This is a genomic window from Marinomonas aquimarina (assembly GCF_900089755.1).
In the GTDB taxonomy this organism is placed as follows: Bacteria; Pseudomonadota; Gammaproteobacteria; order Pseudomonadales; family Marinomonadaceae; genus Marinomonas; species Marinomonas aquimarina.
This window is the reverse complement of sequence record NZ_FLOC01000004.1, coordinates 139721-165468: the sequence shown is the minus strand read 5'-3', so window position 1 is coordinate 165468 and position 25748 is coordinate 139721. Positions and strand designations below refer to the sequence as shown.

The following is a 25748-nucleotide window of genomic DNA, read 5'->3' as shown; positions in this document are numbered from 1 at the left end:
CGACCTAAGCGTGAACCATAATAAGGATGATCACTTGACGCTGATACCGCTTTCCCAAGTACAGGCGCTGTTTAGTGCAGAGCAGTTGGACATTAAACGTCAGGCCATTAACGATGCGGTGGCGCGTCGTATTGGTTTGGAAATCTCAGAGCAAGTCTTAGCCCAAGCCGAACGGGTTTGGTTGTTGAGCGACTATGTGCACAAACAGCTGTGCCGTTCGCCGCAGTGGCTGAGTGACTTTCTGATCCCCGCAGAGCAACTGGTGGCGCCTAATTTGGCGCAGTTTTATGCCGGTGAAACGTATTGGGGGCAGGCGCCTGAAGGGCAAGTGGAAGCGCCAGATTGGGATGAAAAAACACTGATGCAACAGCTGCGTCGCTACCGTCATTGGTGGATGACGCGCTTAATTGCCAGCGATGTTGAACAAACGGTGACGCTGGAAACCCTGACCGCACATTTGAGTAAGTTGGCGGATGTGGCGGTGAATGCCAGCCAACTATGGTCGATGAAAAACTACTTGTCGTTGTACGGGCAAGCTCTCGACAGCCAAGGTCAGCCACAAAAATTAATCGTTATCGGCATGGGCAAGCTGGGGGGCTTTGAACTCAATTTGTCCTCCGATATCGACTTGGTGTTTGCTTTTCGTGAGCACGGCGAAACCCAAGGGGGGAAAAAGTCCCTATCCCACCAAGAATACTTTACCAAGATCGGCCAAAAGCTGATTCAACATCTGGACCAAGTCAACGCAGAGGGGTTTGTATTCCGCGTCGACATGCGCCTGCGCCCCTTTGGTCAATCTGGTGCCTTGGTCATGAGCATGGATTCATTGGAAAACTATTACCAAGATCAGGGCCGAGACTGGGAGCGTTACGCCATGATCAAGGCGCGCGTGATGGCTGGGGATGGCAAAGACATTCTCGAATTTGAAGCCCTGCGTCGCCCCTTTGTGTACCGTAAATACCTCGACTTTGGGGCCATCGGTGCACTACGTGACCTGAAATCCATGATTGCCAAGGAAGTGCGTCGTAAAGGCATTGAGCATAATATTAAGCTCGGTGAAGGCGGCATTCGCGAAGTCGAATTTATTGTACAGGCGTTACAGATTCTGCACGGTGGGCGCGATCAAGGCCTGCAAAAACCGGCCTTATTCAAGGTGTTGCCAGTGCTCAGTGACGATGGTTATCTAGCGCCGCAGCAGGTACAGGACTTACTTGAATCCTACCGTTATTTGCGTCGCGTAGAGCATGCATTGCAAGGCTACGCCGACGAGCAAACCCAGTTGTTACCCACCAGTGCCAGCGAGCGTGAGCGTTTGGCATATCAAGTCGGTGAGCCTAGTTGGCAGGCGTTGCACGACACGCTTTGGCAATACCGTCATAAAGTGCATGGCAACTTTCAGCAGTTGATTGATGATGGCGAAGACAATTCTTGTGACGCCTCGGCACAAGAAGCGTGGCGCATGATTCTCAAGCAACCACATGATACCCACTTAATTGCGGAAGCCATCGAAGACATTGCTTGGCAAGACCCAGACGAAGTCAGCAAACAGTTGGGGCAGTTTTTAAGTTCCCGTGCAGTGGCCTATATGCAACCCATTGGCCAAGAACGTTTAGCGGTGTTTTTAGCGGCCTTAATGACGTGTCTGCCAGACGAAGCGGACCCTGATTTAGTGTTGCAGCGCATTATTCCGATTATGGAAGCGGTCACCCGTCGTACGGCGTATCTGGTCTTGTTATCGGAGAACCAAAGCGCGATTGTGCATTTGATCGGCTTGTGCCGTGAAAGTGTCTGGTTCTCAGAAATGATCTCCAGTTCGCCTGCGTTACTGGATGAACTGCTCGATGCCAATACCCTGTTTTCTCCGCCGTCAAAAGCGCAAATGGCTCAGGAGCTGCGTCAGATTCTATTGCGCCTACCAGAAGAAGACGAAGAAGCGCATATGGACGCCATGCGTCGTTTTCGCCGTTCGATTATTATGCGTATCGCTGCCTGTGATATCACTGGGATCTTGCCGTTGATGAAAGTGAGTGATCACTTAACTTGGCTAGCGGAAGTGTTATTAGAGCAAGTGTTGCAGCAGTCTTGGCATTATCTCACCCATCGGCATGGCTATCCGACCCGTGATCAGGAGCCGGTGACTTACCCGGAACTGGTGATCGTTGGTTATGGCAAATCTGGCGGCATAGAGCTGGGCTACGATTCTGACTTGGACTTGGTGTTTATTCATAATGCCGCCACCAATGGTTCTACCGATGGCGCGCGCAGTGTGGACAACTTGGTGTTTTATACCCGTTTAGGCCAGCGAGTTATCCACTTACTCACCAGTTTTACCTCCGCCGGGCGCTTGTACGAAGTGGATATGCGCCTACGGCCGTCAGGGAATTCGGGGCTGCTGGTGGCCAGTTTGGAGTCGTTCAAAGACTATCAGCAAAAAGAAGCTTGGGTATGGGAGCATCAGGCTCTTTGCCGTGCGCGGGTGCTCGCGGGCAATCCGACGCTAACGGCTCAATTTGATCAGACCCGTGCTGACATCTTAGCGCGTGACCGGGATCGAACTGAGCTCAAAACGGAAGTCTTGAAAATGCGTGAGAAGATGCGTTCGCATTTAGACACCAGTGGCGTGGACAAGGGCTTTGATCTAAAACAAGGTGCGGGGGGCATCATCGACATTGAGTTTATGGTGCAGTACATGGTGTTGGCATGGTCCCACCGTTACCCAGCTTTGATGGCCTATTCCGATAATATTCGTCAATTGGAAGCCGCCGCAGAAAGTGGTCTACTGGACGCGGATAAAGTCGACAAGATGAAAGAAGCATACACCTTCTATCGTGCCACGGCGCACCGTCAAACGCTGCAGAAACAAGGGCGCTTAGTGCCGGTGGAAACCTTGGAAGAAAACCAAGCACTGATTGCGCAGTACTGGGAAACCTTTGCTAATCAGCCCTGTGATTAGCCCTGGCGACCCATATAAAACAGCCCCTGAGCGAGAACGCTCAGGGGCTGTTTGCTTTCTAGCGACTGGAAAGTACGACGCTGCTTAGAAAGAAACGTTTACTTTCGCTTGGTAACGACGGCCATCTAGCACTTTGTCGTAGGTTTCTTGGTCGATTTTCTTATCAAACAAGTTGTAGATACCGGCGTAGAAAGTGACTGAGTCATTGGCTTTGTAGCTTAGACCAGTGTCCACTAGTGTGTAATCAGGCAGCTCTTCGGACATGCTCACACGGCTCAGACCTTGTGTGGTTTCACCAATATAGTTGGCTTCGCCCCAGATGTTCAGTTTCTCGGTCGCATCCCAAGACAGGTTAGTGTGCACACGGTGTTTAGGAATACGGTTCAAAGGTTGGCCAGAGAAGTCACCTGATTTTTGCTCCGAGTCAGTGAAGGTGTAGCCCACATCCCATGCCAATGTTGGTAGCAGTTGCATGCCAAACGAGGCTTCAATACCCTGAGTGTCCACTTCATCGACGTTCATACGCTGACTGATAAAGTTGTAATCGTGGCCTTGGAAGGTACAAGAATCCACGGCACCATCAGGCGTTTCACAAATACGCTCTTCGGTAATCTTGTCATCAAATTGCGTGTAGAACGCTGTGATTTCGGCTTTGGTACCTTGATGGTCGGACCAAGCTACACCGATCTCATGACTGATACTTTTCTCTGCTTTAAGGTCGTCACTACCAATGATAACGGCATTTCCGCCACGGCCACCGGTCGCTTGGCCCCAGCCTTCGGTGGCTTGGCGCAGGTCGGGTGAACGGTAACCGGCACTCACGCCACCTTTGATGGTGACGTTGTCAGTGGTTTGCCATACCGCGTACAAACGAGGTGTGACCTCACTGCCATAGTTTTCATCTTCGTTGTAGCGCAGACCACCCGTGATCGACACACTGTCCGTTAGGTAGTATTCGTCTTCAGCGAAGAGGGCACCTTGCCAACGTTCGAGTTCATTTAAACCACTTGGCAGGCTATTGCCCGAGTCGCTTAGAACTTGATTCTCAAACTGACCACCGACTGTTAAGGTATGTTTGTCAAAGAACAAGTGACTTTGGTGGTTCAGTACGGTGGACTCGTACTGCATATCACGGGTTTTGTTGTCGTTGTCTTCGTAGCTCAGGTAAGTGGTGTGCTGACCATTCTTGGTATCGATTTCATGGGTGACAGAAAAGTGGTCACGCTGGTATTCCTGCGCATTCACAGTGTTTGGATTGCCACGGCGATCCAGCACATCAATGGAATTGCCCGGTGTGCTAGTACGCTCTTGGGTTTCCGTGCCTGCTTCAAACTTGATTGACTGGTCTTCGTTTAGCATCCACGTCAGTTTGCTGGTGAGGTTTTGCATTTCTTGATCGGCATAGCCGTCGAGGATGCTGTCTTCATCACGCTCAGAGATTTGACCGAAGACTTCTAAGCCAAGCTTATTATCCACCAGTGGACCGGCGGCATAGAAATCGGTGGCGAGGCTGTTACCTGAGGCGCTGTCTTCTTGAATCGTGGTGCCCATACCAAGCTGACCGTGCCATTCGGGCTGAACTTTCTTGGTGATCACGTTGATCACACCGCCCAGTGCATCGGAGCCGTACAGAGAAGACATAGGTCCACGGATGACTTCGATACGTTCAATGGCAGAGATCGGTGGCAACCAACCTTGCTCAATGCCTGGACCGTCTGAGTTAGGACGGGTTTCACGGCTGCCTTGGCGCTTGCCATCCACCATAATCAGGGTGTATTTGCCTTCTAGGCCACGCATGGTGATATCCGAAGAAGAGCCACCGCCTGTCACGAAGACACCTGGTACCGCCGATAGCGCATCGGTCACATCACGGTAGTTCTTTTTCTGAAGTTCTGCGGAGTTCAGTACCGTAATCGATGCTGCCGCATCTTGTGTGCTTTGTTCGTAACCTGAGGCACTGACAACCAGTTCTTCAAGGTTAACCGTATCGGCATGAGCGGTATGTGCCAGAGCAATGCTGGCAGCCACTAGGCTGAAAGAGAGCGTACGCATGATATGTAATATCCCTAATAATGAACGAATAATGCAAAGTTAAATGGTAATATTTATCATTTGTATTCTGTCGTATTTGTGTAAACTTGTCTTGCGATGGTGCGTTGCGTAAATGACAACGGCAGCCGCTCAGGAGAGGATATCTGTGTACGATTTAAACGATTTAAAAAGCTTTGTATCAGTGGTAGAAACGGGCAACTTAAGCGCCAGCGCCAAAGAACTCGGCGTATCCAAGTCGACCTTAAGTCGACGCATTTCTCATCTTGAAGACGTGATGCGTCAACCGTTAATGCGCCGCCAAGCGAACCGTATGTTTGCCAATGACGCTGGCCGAGCTTTCTTACCCTTTGCACGAAACATTTTGGATACTGTGCACCGTGCGCATCGTACCGTGGATGAGTTAAAAGAAACGGTCTCAGGCAAAGTCAATTTTGCGATTTTCTCTGGCCTAAGTCGCTCTTGGGTGAACCGTGAATTGTTTCATTATCTGGCCCAATACCCAGACATCAATGTCGATGTGTACACCATCTCTAGCATTGAAGAGCTGCGCGCTGAGACCGATGTGGCGATTTGGATGGGCAATCTCAAGGAGATGTCGTTTAAGTCGGATTTGCTCGGCGAAATGGGCTGCAGTCTCTACGCCAGTCAAAGCTACGTCCAGCAATACGGTTTGCCAAACACCATGGAACAATTGGAACAGCACGATTGGGTCAACCTGCACAGTTTTTATTCCAATGAGCAGACTCTGTCGTTGTATCATGCCGAGCAAGGCTATCAGGAAATTGTCATGCCTCAGTCACGACTTAGTACTGATCTTCTAAGTTTTCATATTGATGGCATCGTTAATGGGAAGGGGATTGGGGTGATTCCCGATGCCATGGTCGAAGCCCGCGCCAAGCATCATCCGAATGATATGGTGAGAGTGATGCCAGAGTGGCGAGCACCGAGCATCCCTGTGTACTTGCTATACGCCTACGGCCATCTACCAAAGCGTAGCCAAGTGTTGTTGCAGCAATTAAAAAAGGCGTATTTAGCGCATCACTAAATACGCCCTCATGTCATTAAGCCAGGGCCGCTTGGCGCTGCGGCGACGAAGACGCTGCCCCTGCGTCGGGCGTGGCCGTTGCTGGGCTGCGACGTACGTTGATGAGAATCGGTGCGCCCGTGCGAGGGTCTTCCATTAAGTCACATTGAACGCCGTACAGATGATCCAAAATAGCGGGGGTAATAACCTCCTTTGGTGAGCCTTGCGCGACAATTTTACCTGCCTTCATAGCAATCAAATGGTCTGAATAACGTGCCGCCATGGCCAAGTCATGTACCACCATAACCACGGTTTTGCCGTTGGCAGATAAGTCTCGGATTAAATCAAACACCTCGATCTGATGGCCTAAATCAAGCGCTGAGGTGGGTTCATCCAAAAGCAATAATGGTGTTTCTTGGGCGATCGACATGGCAATCCAAGCACGCTGACGCTGCCCGCCGGACAAGGTATCCAATAAACGCTCGCCCAGATCTTCTAGATTGGCGGAGCGTAAGGCAAACTCAATGGCGGTTTTATCGTCCATGCCCCACTGCTTTAAAAAGCTTTGATGAGGGTGGCGACCAAAACGAATCAACTCACGCACGCTGATGCCATCTGGGGCGGAGGTTTCTTGCGGCAATAGCGCTAGCTTGCGCGCCACTTCCCGTGGCGGCAGTTTATGGATGTCTTTACCTTGCAGTACAATCTGGCCCCGGCTAGGGTGATGTACCCGAGATAAGCCATTCAGCAGGGTCGATTTACCACAACCGTTTGGCCCGACAATCGCGGTGACCTTGCCTTTTGGAAATTGGACACTCAAGTCCTCGATAATAATATGATCCGCATGCTGCAGCGTGATCGAATCTGTGCCTAATGGCGCTTGAGTTAATTGACTCATAGTGAGCTCCGCTTAGGTTTGCGAATTAAAATCCAAAGTAAATAAGGGCCACCGACTACCGCGGTAATCACGCCCACGGGGATTTCGATAGGGCTTAGCAACGTTCGCCCAGCTAGGTCTGCAAGCACCATTACGATGGCACCACACAGGGCGCTGGAAAGCAGCGGTAAGCCTTTGTGACGGGCAAAGGTACGTGCCATTTCTGGCCCCACTAGCGCCACCAGACCGACAGGGCCTGCCAGTGCGACGGCAAAGCCTGTGAGCGCCACAGAAATGGCGACCGCCGCCAAGCGTAGGCGATTCGGAGTGCGGCCTAAGGCGGTAATGACCGAATCAGAGAAAGCCATCAGTTGAAAGCGATAGCACAGCAGTAAACTCAGCAGTACGCCGATTAGCGTGACCATCCCCATCACCGGGATCTCCTCCTCGGAGTGGCCAGACAAGCTGCCAACGGTCCAAGGGTAGGCTTCGTTGGCGGTATCAATATGCACCTGGCTGAGTAGCAGTTGCGACACGGCGGCTGAGACTGAGCCAATCGCAAGACCTGCGACAATAAAGCGATAGCCACGAGTGCCACTGCCACCGCCGATCAAAAAGGCCAGTGCGGTGGCGCTAGCGGCCCCTGTTAAAGCCATGGCGGAAGGGGCCAGACTAATGCCGACACCGACGACGGATGCTACGGCAAAGGCCATCGCCGCGTTATCAATACCAATGATGCCTGGCGTGGCGAGACGGTTGCGCGCCACGGTTTGCATCAAGCAACCAGCAATGCTGAAAGCTGCGCCGCTGTATATACCCGCCAGCAGACGGTTTAAACGCAACTCATTAATCACAAACTGAGTCATGCTATCGCCTTGGCCCATCAGCGCCAGTAAGACCTCTTTGGGGGGCACGGTTAATGTGCCGATGCCAAGGCTGGCAATACTAATAAACAGCAGCGCGATACTCAGCAGCAGATTGCGCTTCAAAGCTACTTTATCGAGCAACAGTCGAGTGTGTCGGAACGACAATAAGTAGTGCCCCGAAGGGGGCGTTAACGGAATATCCGAAGCATCAGAAACAGACACGAAACATCTCCTAGGCCAACGTTGGTAAGCGTTTGGCACGTACAATCAGCATCAGCACTGGGGCGCCAACCATAGCGGTCAAAACACCTAGAGGCATTTCTGCAGGTTGGGCGATAAGGCGCGTTAAAATATCAGCACAAATGATCAACAGAGGGCCTAGGGGCAAGCACAGGATCATGGTGCGGCGAATATCTGGCCCAACGAGAGCTCTAGCCATAAACGGTACCACCAAGCCTACAAACATAATCGGGCCAGCAATGGCTGTGGCTGAGCCGGTTAGTAGGGCGACCGCTAACATGACTAGGTAGCGAATCACACGTGGATTATGACCAAGGCCGAGTGCGACTTTTTCGCCCAATGCCATAGACGCCAGTGGGCGTGAAACATAAAGCGTTAGCAACGTGGCAGCGATGAAATAGGGCAGCACCGCGACCAGGTTATCCAATGAGCGTCCAGCCACGCTGCCGGTGACCCAGAAGCGGATTTCATCGGCCGCACGTTGATCGTACATCAACAAGATGGAAGTGAGGGCCGTCAGTAAAGAGGTCAAGGCCGCCCCCGCTAAGACAAGGCGTACCGGGTCCTTAAATTGGCCCTGTAAGCGCGCCGCGGCCATCACAAAGAGACAGCCCAGCAAGGCACCCAACTGTGCCACACCCGCCGACAAAGTGGCGGCACTGGCGCCCATCATCAACGCGATGGCGATGGCAAATGAGGCGCCGGCACTGACCCCTAATAAGCCAGGTTCGGCCAGTGGGTTGCGCGCGACGGCTTGCATCAGTGCTCCGGCAATCCCCAATGCCATGCCGACAACCAGTGCCACCAATGTTCTTGGTAGGCGCAGTTCGTAAAGAATAAAGACCGCTTCGTCGCTGCCATGGCCGAGTAGCGTTTGCCAGGACTGTGTCATGTCGATGCTGCCCGCCCCGAACAGAAGGGAGAGCACCATGCTCAGCAATAGCGCGAGTGAAACTAGGCTAAAGCAAACGACTAAAGGGCGCTGCGAAGGCGCCCTTTGAAAATGCTGTAGTAACAACGGCATTATTTATGTTGGTCCAATAAAGCGTCGATGTTGTCGAGCATGACCTGAGCCGCCAATGGCCCAGAAGTGCTGCTCCAGACCTGTCCATCTACTGTGGTGACATGGTCTTGTTGCACCACGTTTAGACGGGCAAAGGCGCTCGATTGTTTCGCGGCGTCAAAGGCTTCTTGGCCGTCTTCGTTCAGAGTCGCCATAAACAGCCAGTCTTGGTCGATGACGCCAATGTTCTCAAGACTTAAAATGTTGGAGTGTGGGCGTCCGGCTTTTATCAATCCACCATCAAGGGTTTCAAAACCGGTGGCCGTAAGCACGCTGCCAGCAAACAGGTCTTTGGCCATAATCATAGGCCCCTGTGGCATCCAGCGTACGATGTAAGCTTCGCGCTCATCGGCTGGGATCTGCTGTTCTACTCGTGCTTTAATCTCTGCCGCACGAGTATCCACAGCCTTGAGAGCGGCGTCGACAGCGTCTGTTTTGCCTGTCACAGTGCCGAATAGACGCGCTTCTTTACGCCACGCATTGGGCTCATCAAAGCCCCATTGTGGCACGATTGTTGGGGCAATTTTGGACAGCACTTGGTACTGATCGGCGCTTAAGGCATTGGAGGCTAAGATGACATCAGGGCGCTGTTTAATGACCGCTTCTAGGTTGGTTTCGCGAGCGGTACCGACCAGCTCTAAATCCGGCTGACGATCTGCAAGGTAGTCTGAAATGCCTTCACTGCCACGTGTTGCAATGGAGCCGGCAACAGGGAAGTTAATAGCAGACATTACATCTAAGGCGCCTTCGTGCAGCGTCACCACGGACTGAACATTGTCTGTCACCGTCACAGAGCCATATTTCGTCTCCACTGTCACATCGGCCAGCACAGTGTTGGCACACAAAAGAGCCGCTGAGGCAGCGCTGCTTAGCATTACACGACGCATAAATGACATAATGTCTCCTTCAATCAGAATGAATTTATGCTCTGAATGATAATTTTTCTTATTCGTCTTTAGTATCCTATTGCACAGGATTTACTCAGTTTGGATTCAATGCAGTGTTGCGTATATTGCAACACTTTTGCGGGAACTAATTGATAAAGCATGAATGTATCTTTTTGTAACTTTCAGCCATTTAAGTAATTTTCTGTTAAAGTGTCTAAAAAGTAGGCCGTTAACACGGTGGAGCACTACTGGGATGTATCGCTCATTTATCGTTGAAAAGGCAGGATGCCAAACCAAGAGGTCTGACTATGAACAGTGTCAATAATGCTGGTTCGTCTTACGGCATGGAAATGCTGAGTGCAAAAATGGCTAAAAATCAGCAGGAAGCTCAGGGGCAACAATCTCTACAGCTACTTGCGAGTGCGTCATCGTCCACTCAACAAATTCAAGCCAGTGCCCCTGCGACCGGTAACCTTGGACAAAACATCAATATCAAGGTGTAACTTTGCTGTTGATGTCAAAAGCCGCCCGCGAACGCGAGAGCGGCTTTTTGTTTTTTTTCTGGGTTATAACCTGGGTGCTAAGACAGTCTTAGCCGGTTCACCGGGGATTTCTTTGGCCAGTTTGGGCATTAGATAACCGGGCAGCTTCTGTGCCACTTGCCCCATCAGCTGTTGCGCGGCTTCTATGCTAATGTCAAAGTGGGCGCCGCCTTCGATGGGGTCAAAGGTAAACATGTAATAGGGTAAGATGCCGGCCGCAAACAGTGCCTCGCTCAAGTTCACCTGTGCTTCGACCGAGTCGTTCACGCCTCTTAATAACACGCCTTGATTTAATACCGTGACCCCAGCTCGTTTCAGTAGAGCGACTTTGTCAGCAATGCTCTGATCGATTTCATGGGCGTGATTGCTGTGCAGCACCAACACCACATCTAAACGACTTTGGCTAACCCACGCCAAGAGTTCATCATTAATTCGACTGGGAATCACCACCGGTAAACGTGAATGAATCCGCAGACGCTTTAATTGCGGTAGGTCGTTCAAGCGCGCAATGTGTTGGCTCAGCTGACTGTCTTTGAGCATCAATGGGTCACCGCCACTTAAGATGACCTCGTTCACTTCGGGATGATCTTTTAGATAATCGATCACGCTGTCCCATTCTTTTTGTGCCAATTGGTTGTCACCATAAGGGAAGTGACGGCGGAAGCAGTAGCGACAGTTCACCGCACAAGTTCCGGTGGTGATGACCAAAATACGGCGCTCGTATTTATGCACGATGGCTTTTTGTGGGTTGTGATTGCCTTCATCGAGAGGGTCTTTGCTATAACCCGCCACCGGTAACATCTCGATATCATCGGCTAACACTTGCTTCAGCAGGGGGTCATTGACGTTGCCAAACTCCATGCGTGAGACAAATGGACGTGGCACCAGCATTTTAAAGGATGCCATGGCTTTGTGGGCAGCGGGCAGGTCTTGCTCAGTTAGGCCAAGTAGGGGCCACAGCTCGGCTGGGGATTTAATAGCTTGTGCTAGCTCAGTGGACCAATGGGTCTCGGTCGCATTTTGAATCGGGATCACGTCAAATATCTGCAAAATTAAGTTGAATTGGGTTATTATGGCCGCCAATCTTTGGCCGATTGGCCTTCGCTCTTGTGAGTCTCGCTTAATTATTCCGCGATGGACTCCGACGAACATCTTGTTCGTTCAGAGCTTTTTATCTAAATCATGATATTGTGAGGATTTATGGCGAGTTATTCTACCAGCGATTTGCGCAGCGGTAACAAAGTAATGGTTGATGGTGAGCCTTGTGCTGTACTAGACAACGAACACGTGAAACCTGGTAAAGGTCAAGCGTTCAACCGTATCAAGCTGCGTAACCTAAAAACAGGTCGTGTTTGGGAACGTACCTTCAAATCTGGTGAATCTCTAGAAGCAGCAGATGTAATGGATACGGATATGGAGTACCTATACACTGACGGCGAATTCTACCACTTCATGGCAACTGACGGTTCTTTCGAACAGCACGGTGCTGACGCAAACGCTGTAGGCGATGCAGTTAAGTGGTTGAAAGAGCAAGAGTCTTACGTGATCACGCTTTACAACGGCGCACCGCTAGCGGTAACACCACCAAACTTCATCGAACTTGAAGTAACGGAAACAGACCCAGGTCTAAAAGGCGATACGGCCAACGGCGGTTCTAAGCCTGCGACATTGTCTACTGGTGCTGTGGTACGTGTACCTCTATTCATCAACATTGGTGAAGTGCTACGTATCGATACTCGTACGGGTGAGTACGTATCGCGCGCAACAGGTAAGTAATTATCTTTTTAAAAAAGCCCCCAGCCGTAAGGTGTGGGGGCTTTTTTGTGTTTAAAAGAAGATCATAACTATGTATTCAAAAGACGTTTGGCAACCGACGGCAGATCTCAAAGCACTGAAATTTCGCGCTGAGGTGTTTCATAACATTCGTAGGTTTTTTTATCAGCGTGACGTGTTGGAAGTCGATACGCCGTGCTTATCCCTTGGCACTATCAGTGATCCCCATATTGAAGTACTGACCTGCCAAACCCGCACCTTGGGACAGGACGTAACTTACTACCTACAGACGTCTCCTGAATACGCTATGAAGCGGCTATTAGCCGCGGGTGTACCGAGTATCTATCAGTTAGGAAAGGTGTTTCGCGCCGAGGAAATTGGCCGTCGACATAGCATCGAATTCACCATGTTGGAATGGTACCGCTTAGGCTTTGATCACTGGCAATTAATGAGAGAAATGGACGACCTGTTAACGCAATTGATCGGCCAAACGATCGTCTCTGAGCGTCTTAGCTACGCGGAGGCGTTTGTGCGTTATGTGGGAGTAAATCCGTTTAGCGCCAGCCTCGCGGCGCTGCAGCAAGTCTGCCATCAGCATACCGAATATGGCCTTGAGGAGCAGGATCGCGATACTTTGCTGGAATTGCTGTTTGCCACCTTAGTGGAGCCGAATATTGGTCAACAGGTGCCGTGCTTTATCCATGCTTATCCAGCGTCCCAAGCGGCGCTGGCGAAACAACAGCAAGATGAACAAGGTAATGCCACCGCGGCGCGTTTTGAATGGTATTGGCAAGGCATGGAATTGGCCAATGGCTACTTTGAATTAACCGATGCCGCCGAGCAGCAACAACGTATGCACGAGGAAATGGCAGAGCGAGCCGAGCAGGGGCAAGTGTGGCGCCAAGCGGACGAGCGCTTGATCAGTGCCCTAGAGCGAGGCTTGCCCGAATGCGCAGGCGTAGCCTTGGGCGTGGATCGTCTGCTAATGTTATTGCAAAATAAAGCACATATTGAAGCGGTAATGCCCTTTGCCGGCCCCCACGCGTAAGCGCGGGCTGGCCTAAATCACTGCGCCATAATAACAAAGAGAGTGCCATGATATCTTGGTCAGAGAAGCTCAGTCATTTTATCAATCCCAAGCAGTCCCTCGCTAACCCCAAACGGTTCGCTTGGTTGTATGTGGCGGTGTTTCTGATTTGCCTTTTAACATTATGGCGCGGCGGTGATGCGCTCAAGCAACAGCAAACTGAGGATGTGGCGGCCGATACTTTAGAGCAGCTAAACCAACTGGCCAGCGTGATTGAAAGTGCCATCGCCAAATACCAGCATATGCCAACCCTGTTGGCCTCTAATGATCGCGTGCGCAAGGCGCTGCGTGACGGTTTGCCATCGGATATTAATCAGCTCAACCGTGAACTGGAACAGATTAACCGTATCACCGAAGCCTCAGACAGTTACATCATTGATACCGACGGCAATACCATTGCTGCGTCCAACTACCGCCTGAGTACCTCCTTTGTCGGTGGCAACTTTGCTTTCCGGCCTTATTTCCAAGACGCCATCAAAGGCAAGCCAGGACGCTATTACGCCCTAGGCACCACCTCTAATCGTCGCGGTTACTACTTTTCCTATCCGGTCTTTGAGGGTGACAGTGTCATCGGTGTGGCCGTGGTTAAGGTCGATCTGACCCAGTTTGAAAAACGTTTTAATAACCAAGCCTATGATTTCTTAATGCTCGACCCTGATGGGGTGGTGTTTAGCTCATCGCGCTCGCAATGGCTCTATAAAGTCATGGGTGAACTGTCGCACGAGGAACTGACGCGTATCGCAGAGTCACAGCGTTACTTTGATCAGGCCATTGAGACCTTACCGATCGTGTCGCAACGCCCGTTTGATGAGCAAGCGACGGTGATTGAGATGCTTGACCAAGCGACCGATCACTTAGGCAATGAGTTAGTGGAGCGTCATCGTTACCTCGCCATGAGTCGCTCGATTCAAATGTTAGATTTCCAAGTGGCGGTATTGGTGCCCTTGACCGCAATCGAGGAACAAATTGCCCTGTGGCGCGCGATTTTTGCGGGGGGGATTACCATTACGGTACTGATTTTTGGACTGGCTCATTTACGCTCACGGATGTTGCAAGAGCGCTCCGATGCCATTGAGATGGCACGTCATAATCAAGCCTATATCCGCGAAGTGATTCAGCACACGCAAGCAGGCTTGGTGACCTTGGATGGCCAATACCGTATTGAAGCCCTTAACCCCGCGGTAGAAAAACTGGCGGCACGCTCGTTATCGAGCTTGATTGGACAGCCGTTATCGGATTTGTTCCAAGTGGCGGAGCCGGACCAAGTACGCTGGCGACAGGCCTTGTCGAGTGAAGCTTCTACCGCGCTGCGTTTAACCACAGTTGAGGGCAAATTCCATGTGGAAGGGGCAGACCAAGATGTCAGCGTGGAAGCCACCCTATGTGAGTTACAGCTGCCCAATCGTCGCAGTCATTTGGTGACCTTTCATGATATGACCGAGCGTAAGCGCTACGAACAAGAAATCACCGATGCCCGCAACGCCCTTGAGCTGCGTGTCAAAGAGCGTACCTTCGAGCTGGAGCAAGCCAACCAACGCTTACGCCACGAAATCGGTGAGCATAAGGCGACGCAACAGGAATTGATTCAAACCGCTAAGCTCGCGGTACTCGGTCAGCTCAGCGCCGGTTTAAATCATGAACTAAACCAACCGCTGACAGCGATTCGTGCCTTTGCCGACAACGGTTTGAAATTCCTAGAACGGGAAAAGTTTGAACAAGCGAAAAGCAATCTGCAGCAAATCAGTCAACTCGGTCATCATATGGGCGACATCATTGCCCGTTTCAAAGTGTTTGCTCGCAAAGGCAATGTGGCACACACACCCATCGATGTGCAGTCCGCCATCAATGGGGCGATGAAAATAATGCAACCACGCTTTAAGGAAACCGGTATTGCCGTGGAAGCTCCGAGCAACGTACAAGTGGCGGTGTTAGCGGATATGGTGTTTTTAGAGCAGGTGCTGGTGAACCTATTGGCCAACGCCTGTGACGCCATTGTTGAGTGTGCTGGTCCAGACAAACAGATTCAAATGCGCGTGCAGCCGTTGTACAACAAGGTGCACATCTATGTACGTGACAGCGGTAATGGGCTGTCGCCGGAAGCATTAGAGCACCTGTTTGAACCTTTCTATACTTCGAAAAGCAGTGGTACTGGATTGGGACTGGGGTTGTCCATCAGTCAGCGTATTATGGACTCCATGCATGGTGACCTGAGTGCCCAGAATCACCCTCAGGGTGGCGCTGAGTTTTGTGTTACTCTAAACGCCTTTGAGCTAGATAAAGAATAAGGACTCCCCATGTCAGAATTGGATCGCGTCATTGTCATCGATGATGAGCAATCGGTGCGTATGGCCATCTCGCAAACCTTGCAGCTAGAAGACTTTGATGTGCTGGAATTTGGCTCAGCCCAAGGGGTCACCGAGCAATTGTCCATCGACTGGCCTGGGGTCATTGTCAGCGACATCAATTTGCCCGGCATGAGCGGTCTTGAGCTGTTTGAACAAGTGAAGAAGATCGACGCTGAGATTCCTTTTATTCTGATTACCGGCCATGGTGACATCAGCATGGCGGTCAACGCCATCCGCGATGGCGCTTATGACTTTATTGAAAAACCCTTTTCCAATGACGATTTTATTGAAGTGGTGCGCCGTGCCTGTGAAAAGCGTCGTTTAACTCTGGAGAACCGTTTCTTACGTTTGGAACTGGCGGCTCATAACGCGCCGGGCCCACGTATCATTGGTAACACCCCAGGGATTCATCGACTGCGTCAGGCATTACTGCATGTGGCCGACACCGGTGCTGATATCTTGGTGCAAGGGGAAACCGGCACTGGTAAAGAGATGGTGGCGCGCTTTATTCATGAACACAGCACGCGTCGTGCTAAGCCATTTGTGGCGATCAACTGCGGTGCAGTACCGGACTCGATTATGGAGTCTGAGCTGTTTGGCCATGAGAAGGGCGCGTTTACCGATGCCAAAACCCAGCGTATCGGTAAAATCGAGCATGCCAATGGCGGCACCTTGTTCCTTGATGAAATCGAAAGCATGCCTATGTCGATGCAGATACGTCTGTTGCGCGTATTGGAAGAGCGCAAGGTCGAGCGTTTAGGTTCCAATAAAGGTGTCGACTTGGATCTGCGTATTTTGGCCGCGACCAAGGTGGATTTGAAAGAGCTCAGTGAAACCGGCACCTTCCGTGAAGACTTGTACTACCGCTTAAACGTCGTTCGTGTAGACATCCCGCCACTACGTGAGCGCAAAGATGATATTCCGCTGCTTTGGCAACACTTTTGTTTGGTGGCCACCGCGCAATATAAGCGTGAGTCAGAGCCATTGTCAGCGGAGCGTATGCACAGCTTGATGGCGTATGATTGGCCCGGTAACGTGCGTGAGCTGCGTAACCTTGCCGAGCGTTATGTGTTGATGGGCGAAGCGGGCTCGTTTGAGTTCGACCAGATCATTACCAACGAAGGCAACCCTGGGGTGATGACCTTACCTGAGCAGATGGAGCGTTTTGAGAAGACCCTGCTAGAGCAAGAGCTGATGCGCCAAAAAGGCTCCATCAAAGACACCATGGATGCGCTTGGTCTACCGCGCAAAACCCTGTACGACAAAATGCGTAAGTACGGCCTCGATAAAGACTTATACAAGTCGTAATTCAAATTTCCCTCTAAGTCATTCGAAATCATCGTACAGCCATTCCCCTCTGAAGGAACATGCTAGCATTAGCCTTCCTTCAGAATAGGGTGTTGTTGTGAGCGAATTCTTTTTAAATGGCCTGTCGCCAATGATCTTTTGGCTACTGGTGATCACTGCCGGTTTTACTTCTCTTTTTACCGCCAGCTTTGGCGCTGGTGGCGGCGTTATGCTGCTTGGTGTGATGGCGCAGGTGCTGCCTCCCCTTGTGATTATTCCCCTGCATGGCGTAGCACAGCTGGGCTCTAACGCAGGCCGTGCCGGCATGAGTTGGCGCCATATTGATTGGCGTTTGATTGGTCTGTTTCTTCCCGGAGCGATTGTCGGTGCGTTAATCGGTCAGTTTGTACTCGTCGCATTGCCTGCCGATGTCATGTATTTCTCGATTGCCGGCTTCATCCTGTTCCTGTGTTGGGGGCCGAAGCTGCCGAAGCTGGTACTGGGTAAGTTTGGCACCATGCTCGCGGGTGGCATCACCACTTTCTTGACCTTGTTTGTGGGGGCGACGGGGCCCTTGGTGGCGGCCTTTATCAAACAGGTATTTATCGATCGTTTTCGTACCGTGGCGACCTTTGCCACCGCCATGTCTCTACAGCATGTGCTGAAAATTGCGGTGTTTGAGCAAGCGGGCTTTCCGCTTGGTGCTTGGCTGCCTTTGCTGGTGTGTATGGTGATCAGTGGCGCCATCGGCACTTGGGTTGGCTTAACAGTGTTGAAGAAAATGCCCGACCGTCATTTTCATCGGATTTTTAACCTTATTCTGACCTTGCTAGCGGTGCGCCTGATCTGGCAGGGGCTGTCTTTCTAGTCGTTTGTTTCTCTTGAAGCGGATATAAAAAAGGCGCTCCGAGGAGCGCCTAAGCAATGACAAGAGGGCTGTCATTAAACCGTTACTGGACGATCTCTGGCCCCATAATGGCGTATGGTAGCGCAGTTGATAGTGCAGGAATGTAAGTCACTAGGATCAAGAACACGAACAGTACCGCTACGAATGGCATAGCGGCTTTTACCACGCGTGCCAAGCTCATACCGGTGATCCCCGAGGTCACGAACAGGTTCAGACCAATCGGCGGCGTAATCATACCGATCTCCATGTTCACCACCATGATGATACCTAGGTGAATTGGGTCAACACCCAGCTCCATCGCGATTGGGAACACCACTGGCGCAACGATAACCAAAAGACCGGATGGCTCCATAAACTGACCACCGATCAACAGCAGAACGTTAACTGCGATGAGGAAGGTGAACCAGTTGAAACCAACGCCTAGCATCCATTCAGTGATCGCCTGAGGGATACGCTCTGCAGACAATGTGTGTGCGAACAGTAATGCGTTGGCGATGATGAACATCAGCATGATGGTCGTCTTAGTACCTTCCATCATGGTCTTACGGGTCTCATCACCAAATAGAGCAGGGAAGAAGCCACGTGCCATTAATGAGAAGTTACGGCCCCAAATTGGCATACCTTGAGCGATGCAGCTCACTAGACCATCTTCCAGTTTTGCACCACGTTTTGAGACATAGAACAAAGCAAGTGCTGCACCCAGTACTAGGCCGATGATGGCACGTGTACCAGCGGTCACGGTTTCGCTGCCTGCGAAAGCGAAGAACGACATGATTTCCCACACTAGGAAGAAAGACACACCGTAAACCGTGCCGTTAAAGCCAACACGTGCTGCGGGTGCATCGCTGTCGTTGGTCCATGTTTGGCCTTTTAGAGGGCCCATGTCACGGTACACAAACAGCGCGATAAAGATCGAGTACACGGCGGCGACTACAGCGGCTTCGGTTGGGGTAAACGCACCACCGTAAATACCGCCCATGATGATTACGATTAGGAATAGACCCCAACCAGCGTCTTTACCACCACGAACTAGGTTGCCAAAGCCTTTCCACTCTTCAGCAGGTAGGTTTTTCACTCGCGCTACCACGTAGATCGCCAGCATCAACATACCACCAGCCATTAAGCCTGGGATAACACCTGCTAGGAACATACGACCAACCGATACGTCTGTCGCGGCTGCGTATACCACCATTACGATGGACGGTGGAATCAAGATACCTAATGTACCTGCGTTGGCGATGATGCCAGAGGCGAACTCTTTTGAGTAACCTACTTGACGCATACCAGCGATGGCAATGGTACCGATCGCGACTACGGTTGCTGGGGATGAACCAGACAATGCCGCGAACATCATACACGCCAAAACAGAGGCCATCGCTAGACCACCACGGAAGTGACCCACCGAGGCAATGGCGAAGTTAATCAAACGCTTCGCTACGCCACCTGTCGACATAAATGACGACGCTAAGATAAAGAATGGGATCGCCAATAGCGTGTAGTGCTGGCCTGCACCAAACAAGGAGATCGCTACCGATGACAAAGAGTCATGGGAGAAAAATGTAATAAATAAAATGGACGACAAGCCCAAGGAAATACCAACTGGTAGCCCGATAAAGAGCAGCGTCAGTACCAATCCGAATAAAATTAAAGCTTCCACGATACGCTCCTAACCAATTAGTCTTTCAATGCGCCTTTGTTCTCTTCCACAAGATCTTGCGCTTCGTGACCACTGATCAGCATGTCACGTTTGCCTGTCGCAATCGCCCAAAAAGCTTGTAGAGAACGGTAAGACAGTAATGCCAAGCTGATTGGCAGAACCACTAGTACTAACCAGCGATGTACACGCGGTTGCAGATCGAACATTTCCACCATAAAGGCAGGGTAACGTAGCTCTTCTTGACCAAGACCGATACGCCACATTTTGTACCAGTACTCAATCGCGCCACCTCTAACATCGACGCCCAACATGGCTAGCCAAGTAGAATCCAACAGAATCAGACCGTAAAGAGCCGCTGCAGCAGCACCGATCAATGACAGCACTTTACAGGCGCCTTTTGGTACGGCATTTAGGAGAATATCGACCCCGAGGTGGGAGCCGGTTTTGATACCGTAGCTCATGCCTAACAGGATTAACCATGAGAACATCACGGTATTAAATTCGAGGGCAGCCACCCAGCCGGTGTTAAAGGCATAGCGCGCAATGACCTGACCGAATGAAACAACCATGATCGAAGAAATGATAAGAACCAGTAAGTTTTCTTCCAATCGTTCCATGAATTTTGGAAAACGTTTTTCCAGCGCCCAAAGGGCTAGAATAAATATTAATAAGTATAAATGGGGCCAGTATGCCATGGGGAGACTCCTAAACATCGAACTGCAGCGTAAAAAGGCCTTTCACACCAATTCTCACGGGCGTGCTAACACAATGTGAAAGGCTCGAAAGTGCTAGCTCCGACAGGAGCTAGCATTGCTGCTCGGGTGTGCTGAGCTTATGCGCCAGCGGCAGCGTCGATTAGATCTTTACCGATATCGCTCTCGAACTGTTTCCAAACAGGTTTCATTGTTTCTACCCATTCAGCACGTTGTTCTGGAGACAGAGTATTGATCGTACCGCCCGCTTTTAGGATGTTTTCGCGGTTTGCTGCTTCTTTTGCTTTAACTGACTCGTTTGCTTCTTGAGTGACAGCGTCCGCAATGGCAATGAATTGCGCGCGATCTTCATCGCTTAAGCTTGATAGGAATTCAGAAGAGGTCATAAACAGGTACGCCAACAACTGGTGGTTGGTTTCTGTGATGCTGTCTTGTACTTCGTAGAATTTCTTAGTGTAGATGTTTGACCAAGTGTTCTCCTGACCGTCTACTACACCTGTTTGTAGCGCACCGTATACTTCCGAGAACGCCATCGCTTGTGGAGAAGCATCCATCGCTGCGATCATTTGTTTCGCTACGTCAGAGGTTTGTACACGGAATTTTAGACCTTCTGCATCGCTAGGCACCATTAGTGGTTTGTTAGCAGAGAAGTACTTCATGCCCGACATCCAGTAACCTAGACCCACGAATCCCGCGTAGTCGTCCATTTCGGTTAGTAGGTCTTTACCTTCAGCTGTTTGCGTGAAGCGGATCGCGTGGTCCATGTCTTGGAAGATGAACGGTAGATCGAAGACGCCGTATTTTGGCGTGTAAGAGCCAAATTTAGATAGGGAAGGTGCTAGTAGCTGTACGTCACCTAGTAGAAGCGCTTCAAGCTCTTTGGAATCACCAAACAATGTCGAGTTAGGGAACACTTCGATACATAGTTTGCCATTCATTTCCTCGTTTACGCGCTCAGCAAAGTTGTTTGCAGCAACAACTTTAGGGTGAGTGGTGCCACCAGTTACGTGACTGAACTTAACCACACGTTCGCCTGAATCACAGTTAGCAGAGGCTGTTGTCGCAGTGAACGCTAGGGCAGCAGTCGTTAGGGCAAGGCTGATTTTTTTCATGTGTATGACTCCAAATTTGAGTATTTATTATTGTTAGCTTGGGCATGGCCAAACAGGCAACGCAATTTGGTTGTTGCTGTCCGTACTTATTACACAATCCGTGCCAATTTTTTATTAAATATTTAAGTGTATGTTTTTAAAGGAAAATATTCTTTTTTGAAAGTTTGGAAAGTAATGTTTGAATTGAAAGTGTGAGTGGTTGTTCGCCCATGCTGAGTAGGGGATGGGTGGAAAGCCACCCATTATTTTAGCTGGGACAAGGTGCTGGCAATGACGCTTTTCAAATGCTGATAAAAGGCTTTTTTGCCACTAAAACCTAGCTGATGAGCGTCTTTCTCGGATACTTGATTAAGGCCACAGCCCAGTAATAACAAGGCATCAGCATGCGCTGGGGAAAATGATTGCTTAGCTAGTCCGGATAAAACCAAGCGCAGTAATGGCGCTCGAATGGAGTCGTAGGGACGATGTTGGTGACAGAAAAGGGTCAAATCTGACACATCTTTGGCACGTAATTGGGCCATGTGTGGATTTTCCCCCATGGCTAAGGTGTGACTGATGGCAATCACCAGTGGCTCGGATAAGTCCCGTAAACGCAGCGCTAAGGTGCTGAGCCAGTCTTCGGCAAAATATTGTGACCACTGCTGGGTTAACGCTTTGCTATGATCGTTTAAGCCTTTGAGCATCATTAACGAGTAAGATCCGCTGGCTTGATCCTGGGCCGTGCCTAGGCGTACCGCAGTGAACTGATTGTGTTGCCAGAACTGAACCACTTCAGTGGTTGCGGCAAAACTGGTGCAAACAAAGTCGACGCCCTGAGCCTTGGCCTGCTGCGCGATGCGCTTGAGTAATTGGCTGCCGAGCCCTTGACGTTGGTAGTCTGCCGCAATGGCGATACGGCTAATGCGCCAATAGCGGTACTGGCCCGCTTCGGCAATGCCTTCGTGAGCCAACAAGGATTGTGGTAATAAGTGCCCCCGAGGTCGGCGTTTACCTTGCATCACTTGTTCGGCGAGGTCATCCGGCAGCTCACCTTCCACACTCACCAGTGCCACACCTACGAGGCGATCGTCTTGATAGTGGCAAAAAGTGATCACGCTTGGGTCGTCTACCAACCATCTTTTGTTTTCTGGGGTGGTTTGATAGTGAGCATTTACTAATAGGGCAAAGGCTTGATCTAAAAGTTGTGGCAGTTGTTGCCATTGCGCCCCTGTGACATAACTGGGCTGTTGCTCAAGCAATGGTCCCGCTTGATACTCCTGAAACAGCAGTTGATCCAACCAGTGCTCCAATGGGTCATTTTCCCCCCAACGCAATGGGCTCGTTAAATGATGCTCTTGGCAGGGGCGTTTAGCGGCTTTTAATTGCTGCCTAAAACGAATGCCAAAGCCTCGGCCAGAGCCTTCATAACCGTAATCGGTACTGCTAAACACTAAGCATTGTGCCTTTTCCAGCATGGCTTCTAGCATGGGCAAGGGAAGGCTAGCGGCCTCATCGACGACTAATACATCATAGTGTTGCTCGGCTTGTAGCAAGGCATCTGGCGCGACAAAGGGAGCAGGGGATTGGGCGACGGCTTGATAGTGTTCCGTTAAGGTACTGAGGTTATGGGGGCTGGACGCTGTGCACACACAGCGCAAGCCTTGTTGTTGCCCTTGGTATAACAGCTCGGCTAGGGCATAGGACTTGCCGCGTCCCCTGGCTGCCAACAAGATATGGGTGCCGGAGCACTGCGCCAATACCTGTGTCACAAAGTGCTGTTGTGCTGGGGTGAGAGTTGTTTGAGTCAAATGGTACGGTGTAAGGAGGCTTGGCCAGACTCTGGTAAAAGGTGACTCGGGAGCGTGTAAGGCATGCCAAAAGAGGGTTTTATAATGGCTCGTGACCTGCTCACTGGTCAGTGGCCAAGGTAGGAAGCGCGCTAATTCGCAGTCTTCTCGGGCTAACCAGTCTGCGCCCAAATGTAATACCAGTAAGCCACCGCCGCGCAGGGTTCCCGCCAGAATAGACAGCGCGGTCAGGTGTAACCCGCCAGACAGATCTAAAAAGATCGCTTCATAAGTGTTGCCCAGTTGGTGCTGCAGCGCCTTAAAATTGATCTGTTGCAACGCTGTATTAGGGGGGATGTCGGCGCTGATGTGGCTGACCAGTAAGCAGTCGTCTAAGCCTTGGCAGAGTGTGCTGAAGCGCTCTAGGGCCTCTTCTCGAGTCGAGTAACTGACAACACATTGGCGCGCGGGCATGGGATGGGCAGACATAAGGGTTCCTGGCACTCAAACAAAGAAGCCTACGTAATGTAGGCTTCTGTGCATGATACCTGGGTTCTGGCATGGCGCAAGAACCGATCCAGATTAGGAGATTCTGAATTTCGCCAGGTTGTCTTTCAGTTGTCGTGTTAGGCTGCTGATGCGCTCACTTTGCGCCTGTGAGTGGTGCACTTCTTCTAGGGTGCTTTCTGCCGCTTGATGCAGGTGATCGGCGTTGCCGCGAATCTGTACGGCGGCGACGCTTTGTTCTTCGGTAGCGGCGGCGACCGAGGAAATGCCTTCCGCGACCAAGCTCATGGCATTGTTGATTTGCGAGAGCAATACCCCTGCCTCAGCGGCTTGTTTGACGCTCAATTCCACTTGATCACGACCATCTTGCATGGTGGTTACCGCAGAACGACTGCCTTCTTGTAGACGGCTGACGACGGTTTGAATTTCTTCCGTGGATTGCTGCGTACGCTGTGCCAACACACGTACTTCATCGGCCACCACGGCAAAGCCACGGCCTTGTTCACCGGCTCGGGCCGCTTCGATGGCCGCGTTCAAGGCCAGTAAGTTGGTTTGTTCGGCAATGTCGTTGATGACATTGACGACATTGCCAATGTTGCTGGTCGATTCACGCACGTCTTCGATGGTATGGGCGGCACGTTCAAACGAGCTGGACAGACTGGCAACGGTTTCTTCCACTTGATGTACTGCAGCATAGCCTTTATTGGTCACATCCGTAACCGACACCGTCTGTTCGGAGACGCCAGTAGAGCTGGTGGCGACTTCCTCAGTGGATGCGGACACCTGCTGGATCGCTGCGGCCACTTCCATGCTGGTTTGTGTGCTTTGATTGGCACTGGCAATTAATTGCTGATTTGAGGAAGAGATACGCTGAGCGGAATCCACCAGAGACTCACTGGTCTGATTGACGCTTTCAATTAATCCCAATAAGTCGTCCCGCATGGTTTGCACGGCGACTTGCAGCACGTGGGTTTCATTACGGCTTTTCGAGCTGGCATGATCTTGGAAGCGGTAGGTAAGGTTGCCGTCACCAATTTCCTGCACTCCTGTGAAAATGCTGCTTAGCGGACTTAATGAGCGACGAATAAACAACCAGATAAAGAGGGTTAAGGCGATGGCAGCGATCGAGCTGACGGCCGTTAATAGCCACACCACCGCCATCACTTCTTGACGATACTCGTTGCTGTAAGTCTTGATGACTGCGACCCAGTTCCAGCCATCGACTCGGTGATAGATGGCTTTGGTTTCTTGGGCTTTATTGTCTTTACCCGCGATCAGAGCCGTGTAATAGGTGATACCGGATTCTGAGCTGAACAACTTGGCGAACGCTTGGCGCAGATTTGGGTAAAGATCATAGAAGTTTTTACCTACCAGCGTGGGGTGAATCAAAATATCATTTTCATGTTCACCGCTGTCCACTACATAAATATAACCTTCTTTGCCAAAGCGCAGGCCGCCTAAATTCTTCTGCAGCACGCCGTAGATATTACTCATCGGTACGAACACACTGACGTAAACAGAAGGGTTGCCCGCCGCGGGCAGTGCTTGAGCTAGGTATTCCTTACCCGATAGGGTGATTCGTGTTGCGGTGGCAAAATTACCCTCTGGGCGCAGCGTCGCCAGCTTAGGCACGTCATTAGTGGATGTCTCAAGCACCTTGAATTGGTCACCTTGTTGTTCTAACAGCGCCACTTCAGCATTGCTTGCGGCGGCAAATGTCTTCAAAAAGGTGCTGAGCTGAGCGCTGCTTTGTTCATTGATCGGTGCTAACCCTTTTAGGCCGGCATTGACCATGTGTACTGTGCGGTCAAGAGAACGACTGATCAGGACAAATTCGGACTCCAGCTGCTTTGCTACCAGCTTAGCTTCTGCATGCTGATGTTCGGTCACGGCAGCGTTGATTTTATCTTCTACCAGTTCGGCGATAATAAGGTTAAGTACGATAAAAGTGATCACGATAGAAATCAAAGCGCCGAGACTGATTTGGCTCGGTAAGCGCATTTTGCGGAATGATGAGAGCATTTTGAAGGGGTCCTAGTTGAATTCCTTTTGAGAATCATTCTTATATAGAAATATCGATATTCTTTCTA

General features: G+C 50.9%; 19 protein-coding genes. 8 read left to right on the top strand and 11 right to left on the bottom strand.

All coding sequences use genetic code 11. From position 1 onward, the window contains the following. Positions 1-10 precede the first annotated feature (10 nt). Positions 11-2953 (top strand): bifunctional [glutamate--ammonia ligase]-adenylyl-L-tyrosine phosphorylase/[glutamate--ammonia-ligase] adenylyltransferase, encoded by a 2943-nt coding sequence (glnE, locus tag MAQ5080_RS05250; protein WP_231915731.1) that lies wholly within the window; start codon positions 11-13, stop codon positions 2951-2953. Between the two features lie 84 nt (positions 2954-3037). Here the strand turns inward: glnE and MAQ5080_RS05245 are convergent, their stop codons facing one another. Next, entirely contained in the window at positions 3038-5005 is a 1968-nt protein-coding gene (locus MAQ5080_RS05245) for a TonB-dependent receptor domain-containing protein (protein ID WP_067206510.1), read from the bottom strand. 145 nt (positions 5006-5150) lie between these two features. Between MAQ5080_RS05245 and MAQ5080_RS05240 the strand changes: the two genes are divergently transcribed. After that, positions 5151-6050, top strand: a complete 900-nt coding sequence (locus tag MAQ5080_RS05240; protein ID WP_067206507.1) for a LysR family transcriptional regulator — start codon at positions 5151-5153, stop codon at positions 6048-6050. Positions 6051-6066: 16 nt separating this feature from the next. On the opposite strand, the gene MAQ5080_RS05235 is transcribed toward MAQ5080_RS05240, so the two are convergent. The 4 genes from MAQ5080_RS05235 to MAQ5080_RS05220 are packed head-to-tail and all read right to left on the bottom strand — an operon-like array spanning position 6067 to position 9971. After that, complete coding sequence (locus MAQ5080_RS05235) at positions 6067-6927, bottom strand: ABC transporter ATP-binding protein (protein WP_067206504.1); 861 nt, start codon at positions 6925-6927, stop codon at positions 6067-6069. Beyond that, on the bottom strand, positions 6924-7994 hold the full coding sequence (locus MAQ5080_RS05230; RefSeq protein ID WP_231870785.1) for a FecCD family ABC transporter permease: 1071 nt from the start codon (positions 7992-7994) through the stop codon (positions 6924-6926). The genes MAQ5080_RS05235 and MAQ5080_RS05230 overlap by 4 nt, the downstream gene beginning before the upstream one ends. Positions 7995-8004: 10 nt before the next feature. After that, complete coding sequence (locus MAQ5080_RS05225; RefSeq protein WP_067206500.1) at positions 8005-9036, bottom strand: FecCD family ABC transporter permease; 1032 nt, start codon at positions 9034-9036, stop codon at positions 8005-8007. Next, positions 9036-9971, bottom strand: a complete 936-nt coding sequence (locus MAQ5080_RS05220) for an ABC transporter substrate-binding protein (protein ID WP_067206497.1) — start codon at positions 9969-9971, stop codon at positions 9036-9038. Before MAQ5080_RS05220 ends, MAQ5080_RS05225 begins: the two co-directional genes overlap by 1 nt. A gap of 299 nt (positions 9972-10270) precedes the next feature. Between MAQ5080_RS05220 and MAQ5080_RS05215 the strand changes: the two genes are divergently transcribed. After that, positions 10271-10465, top strand: a complete 195-nt coding sequence (locus MAQ5080_RS05215; RefSeq protein ID WP_067206493.1) for a hypothetical protein — start codon at positions 10271-10273, stop codon at positions 10463-10465. 63 nt (positions 10466-10528) lie between these two features. On the opposite strand, the gene epmB is transcribed toward MAQ5080_RS05215, so the two are convergent. Next, positions 10529-11539, bottom strand: coding sequence for an EF-P beta-lysylation protein EpmB (epmB, locus tag MAQ5080_RS05210; protein ID WP_067206490.1), 1011 nt, complete (start codon positions 11537-11539; stop codon positions 10529-10531). 165 nt (positions 11540-11704) lie between these two features. Between epmB and efp the strand changes: the two genes are divergently transcribed. From efp to MAQ5080_RS05185, 5 genes are all read left to right on the top strand, one after another. Continuing rightward, positions 11705-12280: an elongation factor P gene (gene efp / locus MAQ5080_RS05205; RefSeq protein WP_067206487.1), complete on the top strand. Its 576-nt coding sequence runs from the start codon at positions 11705-11707 to the stop codon at positions 12278-12280. A gap of 70 nt (positions 12281-12350) precedes the next feature. Beyond that, entirely contained in the window at positions 12351-13325 is a 975-nt protein-coding gene (gene epmA, locus MAQ5080_RS05200) for an EF-P lysine aminoacylase EpmA (RefSeq protein ID WP_067206484.1), read from the top strand. A gap of 47 nt (positions 13326-13372) precedes the next feature. Further along, the gene (locus tag MAQ5080_RS05195) at positions 13373-15649 is read left to right on the top strand and encodes an ATP-binding protein (RefSeq protein ID WP_082861018.1); all 2277 of its coding nucleotides are present in this window, start codon (positions 13373-13375) and stop codon (positions 15647-15649) included. Positions 15650-15658: 9 nt separating this feature from the next. Further along, a complete protein-coding gene (locus tag MAQ5080_RS05190) occupies positions 15659-17017 on the top strand; it encodes a sigma-54-dependent transcriptional regulator (protein WP_067206481.1) in 1359 nt (452 codons plus the stop codon). Between the two features lie 97 nt (positions 17018-17114). After that, the gene (locus MAQ5080_RS05185) at positions 17115-17864 is read left to right on the top strand and encodes a sulfite exporter TauE/SafE family protein (RefSeq protein ID WP_231870783.1); all 750 of its coding nucleotides are present in this window, start codon (positions 17115-17117) and stop codon (positions 17862-17864) included. A gap of 82 nt (positions 17865-17946) precedes the next feature. Here the strand turns inward: MAQ5080_RS05185 and MAQ5080_RS05180 are convergent, their stop codons facing one another. From MAQ5080_RS05180 to MAQ5080_RS05160, 5 genes are all read right to left on the bottom strand, one after another. Then, on the bottom strand, positions 17947-19560 hold the full coding sequence (locus tag MAQ5080_RS05180) for a TRAP transporter large permease (RefSeq protein ID WP_067206478.1): 1614 nt from the start codon (positions 19558-19560) through the stop codon (positions 17947-17949). A 17-nt stretch (positions 19561-19577) separates the two neighbouring features. Then, positions 19578-20255 (bottom strand): TRAP transporter small permease, encoded by a 678-nt coding sequence (locus tag MAQ5080_RS05175; RefSeq protein ID WP_067206475.1) that lies wholly within the window; start codon positions 20253-20255, stop codon positions 19578-19580. A gap of 137 nt (positions 20256-20392) precedes the next feature. After that, positions 20393-21385, bottom strand: coding sequence for a TRAP transporter substrate-binding protein (locus tag MAQ5080_RS05170; protein WP_067206472.1), 993 nt, complete (start codon positions 21383-21385; stop codon positions 20393-20395). A 242-nt stretch (positions 21386-21627) separates the two neighbouring features. Next, on the bottom strand, positions 21628-23640 hold the full coding sequence (locus MAQ5080_RS05165) for a GNAT family N-acetyltransferase (RefSeq protein ID WP_067206469.1): 2013 nt from the start codon (positions 23638-23640) through the stop codon (positions 21628-21630). A 93-nt stretch (positions 23641-23733) separates the two neighbouring features. Then, positions 23734-25680: a methyl-accepting chemotaxis protein gene (locus MAQ5080_RS05160; protein WP_067206467.1), complete on the bottom strand. Its 1947-nt coding sequence runs from the start codon at positions 25678-25680 to the stop codon at positions 23734-23736. Positions 25681-25748 lie beyond the last annotated feature (68 nt).

What these genes read in the sequence shown, in the direction of transcription:
- MAQ5080_RS05245 (WP_067206510.1), bottom strand. Translation starts at nt 5,005, where the DNA reads ATGCGTACGCTCTCTTTCAGCCTAGTGGCTGCCAGCATTGCTCTGGCA.
- MAQ5080_RS05235 (WP_067206504.1), bottom strand. Translation starts at nt 6,927, where the DNA reads ATGAGTCAATTAACTCAAGCGCCATTAGGCACAGATTCGATCACGCTG.
- MAQ5080_RS05225 (WP_067206500.1), bottom strand. Translation starts at nt 9,036, where the DNA reads ATGCCGTTGTTACTACAGCATTTTCAAAGGGCGCCTTCGCAGCGCCCT.
- MAQ5080_RS05220 (WP_067206497.1), bottom strand. Translation starts at nt 9,971, where the DNA reads ATGTCATTTATGCGTCGTGTAATGCTAAGCAGCGCTGCCTCAGCGGCT.
- MAQ5080_RS05215 (WP_067206493.1), top strand. Translation starts at nt 10,271, where the DNA reads ATGAACAGTGTCAATAATGCTGGTTCGTCTTACGGCATGGAAATGCTG.
- efp (WP_067206487.1), top strand. Translation starts at nt 11,705, where the DNA reads ATGGCGAGTTATTCTACCAGCGATTTGCGCAGCGGTAACAAAGTAATG.
- epmA (WP_067206484.1), top strand. Translation starts at nt 12,351, where the DNA reads ATGTATTCAAAAGACGTTTGGCAACCGACGGCAGATCTCAAAGCACTG.
- MAQ5080_RS05195 (WP_082861018.1), top strand. Translation starts at nt 13,373, where the DNA reads ATGATATCTTGGTCAGAGAAGCTCAGTCATTTTATCAATCCCAAGCAG.
- MAQ5080_RS05190 (WP_067206481.1), top strand. Translation starts at nt 15,659, where the DNA reads ATGTCAGAATTGGATCGCGTCATTGTCATCGATGATGAGCAATCGGTG.
- MAQ5080_RS05175 (WP_067206475.1), bottom strand. Translation starts at nt 20,255, where the DNA reads ATGGCATACTGGCCCCATTTATACTTATTAATATTTATTCTAGCCCTT.
- MAQ5080_RS05170 (WP_067206472.1), bottom strand. Translation starts at nt 21,385, where the DNA reads ATGAAAAAAATCAGCCTTGCCCTAACGACTGCTGCCCTAGCGTTCACT.
- MAQ5080_RS05165 (WP_067206469.1), bottom strand. Translation starts at nt 23,640, where the DNA reads ATGTCTGCCCATCCCATGCCCGCGCGCCAATGTGTTGTCAGTTACTCG.
- MAQ5080_RS05160 (WP_067206467.1), bottom strand. Translation starts at nt 25,680, where the DNA reads ATGCTCTCATCATTCCGCAAAATGCGCTTACCGAGCCAAATCAGTCTC.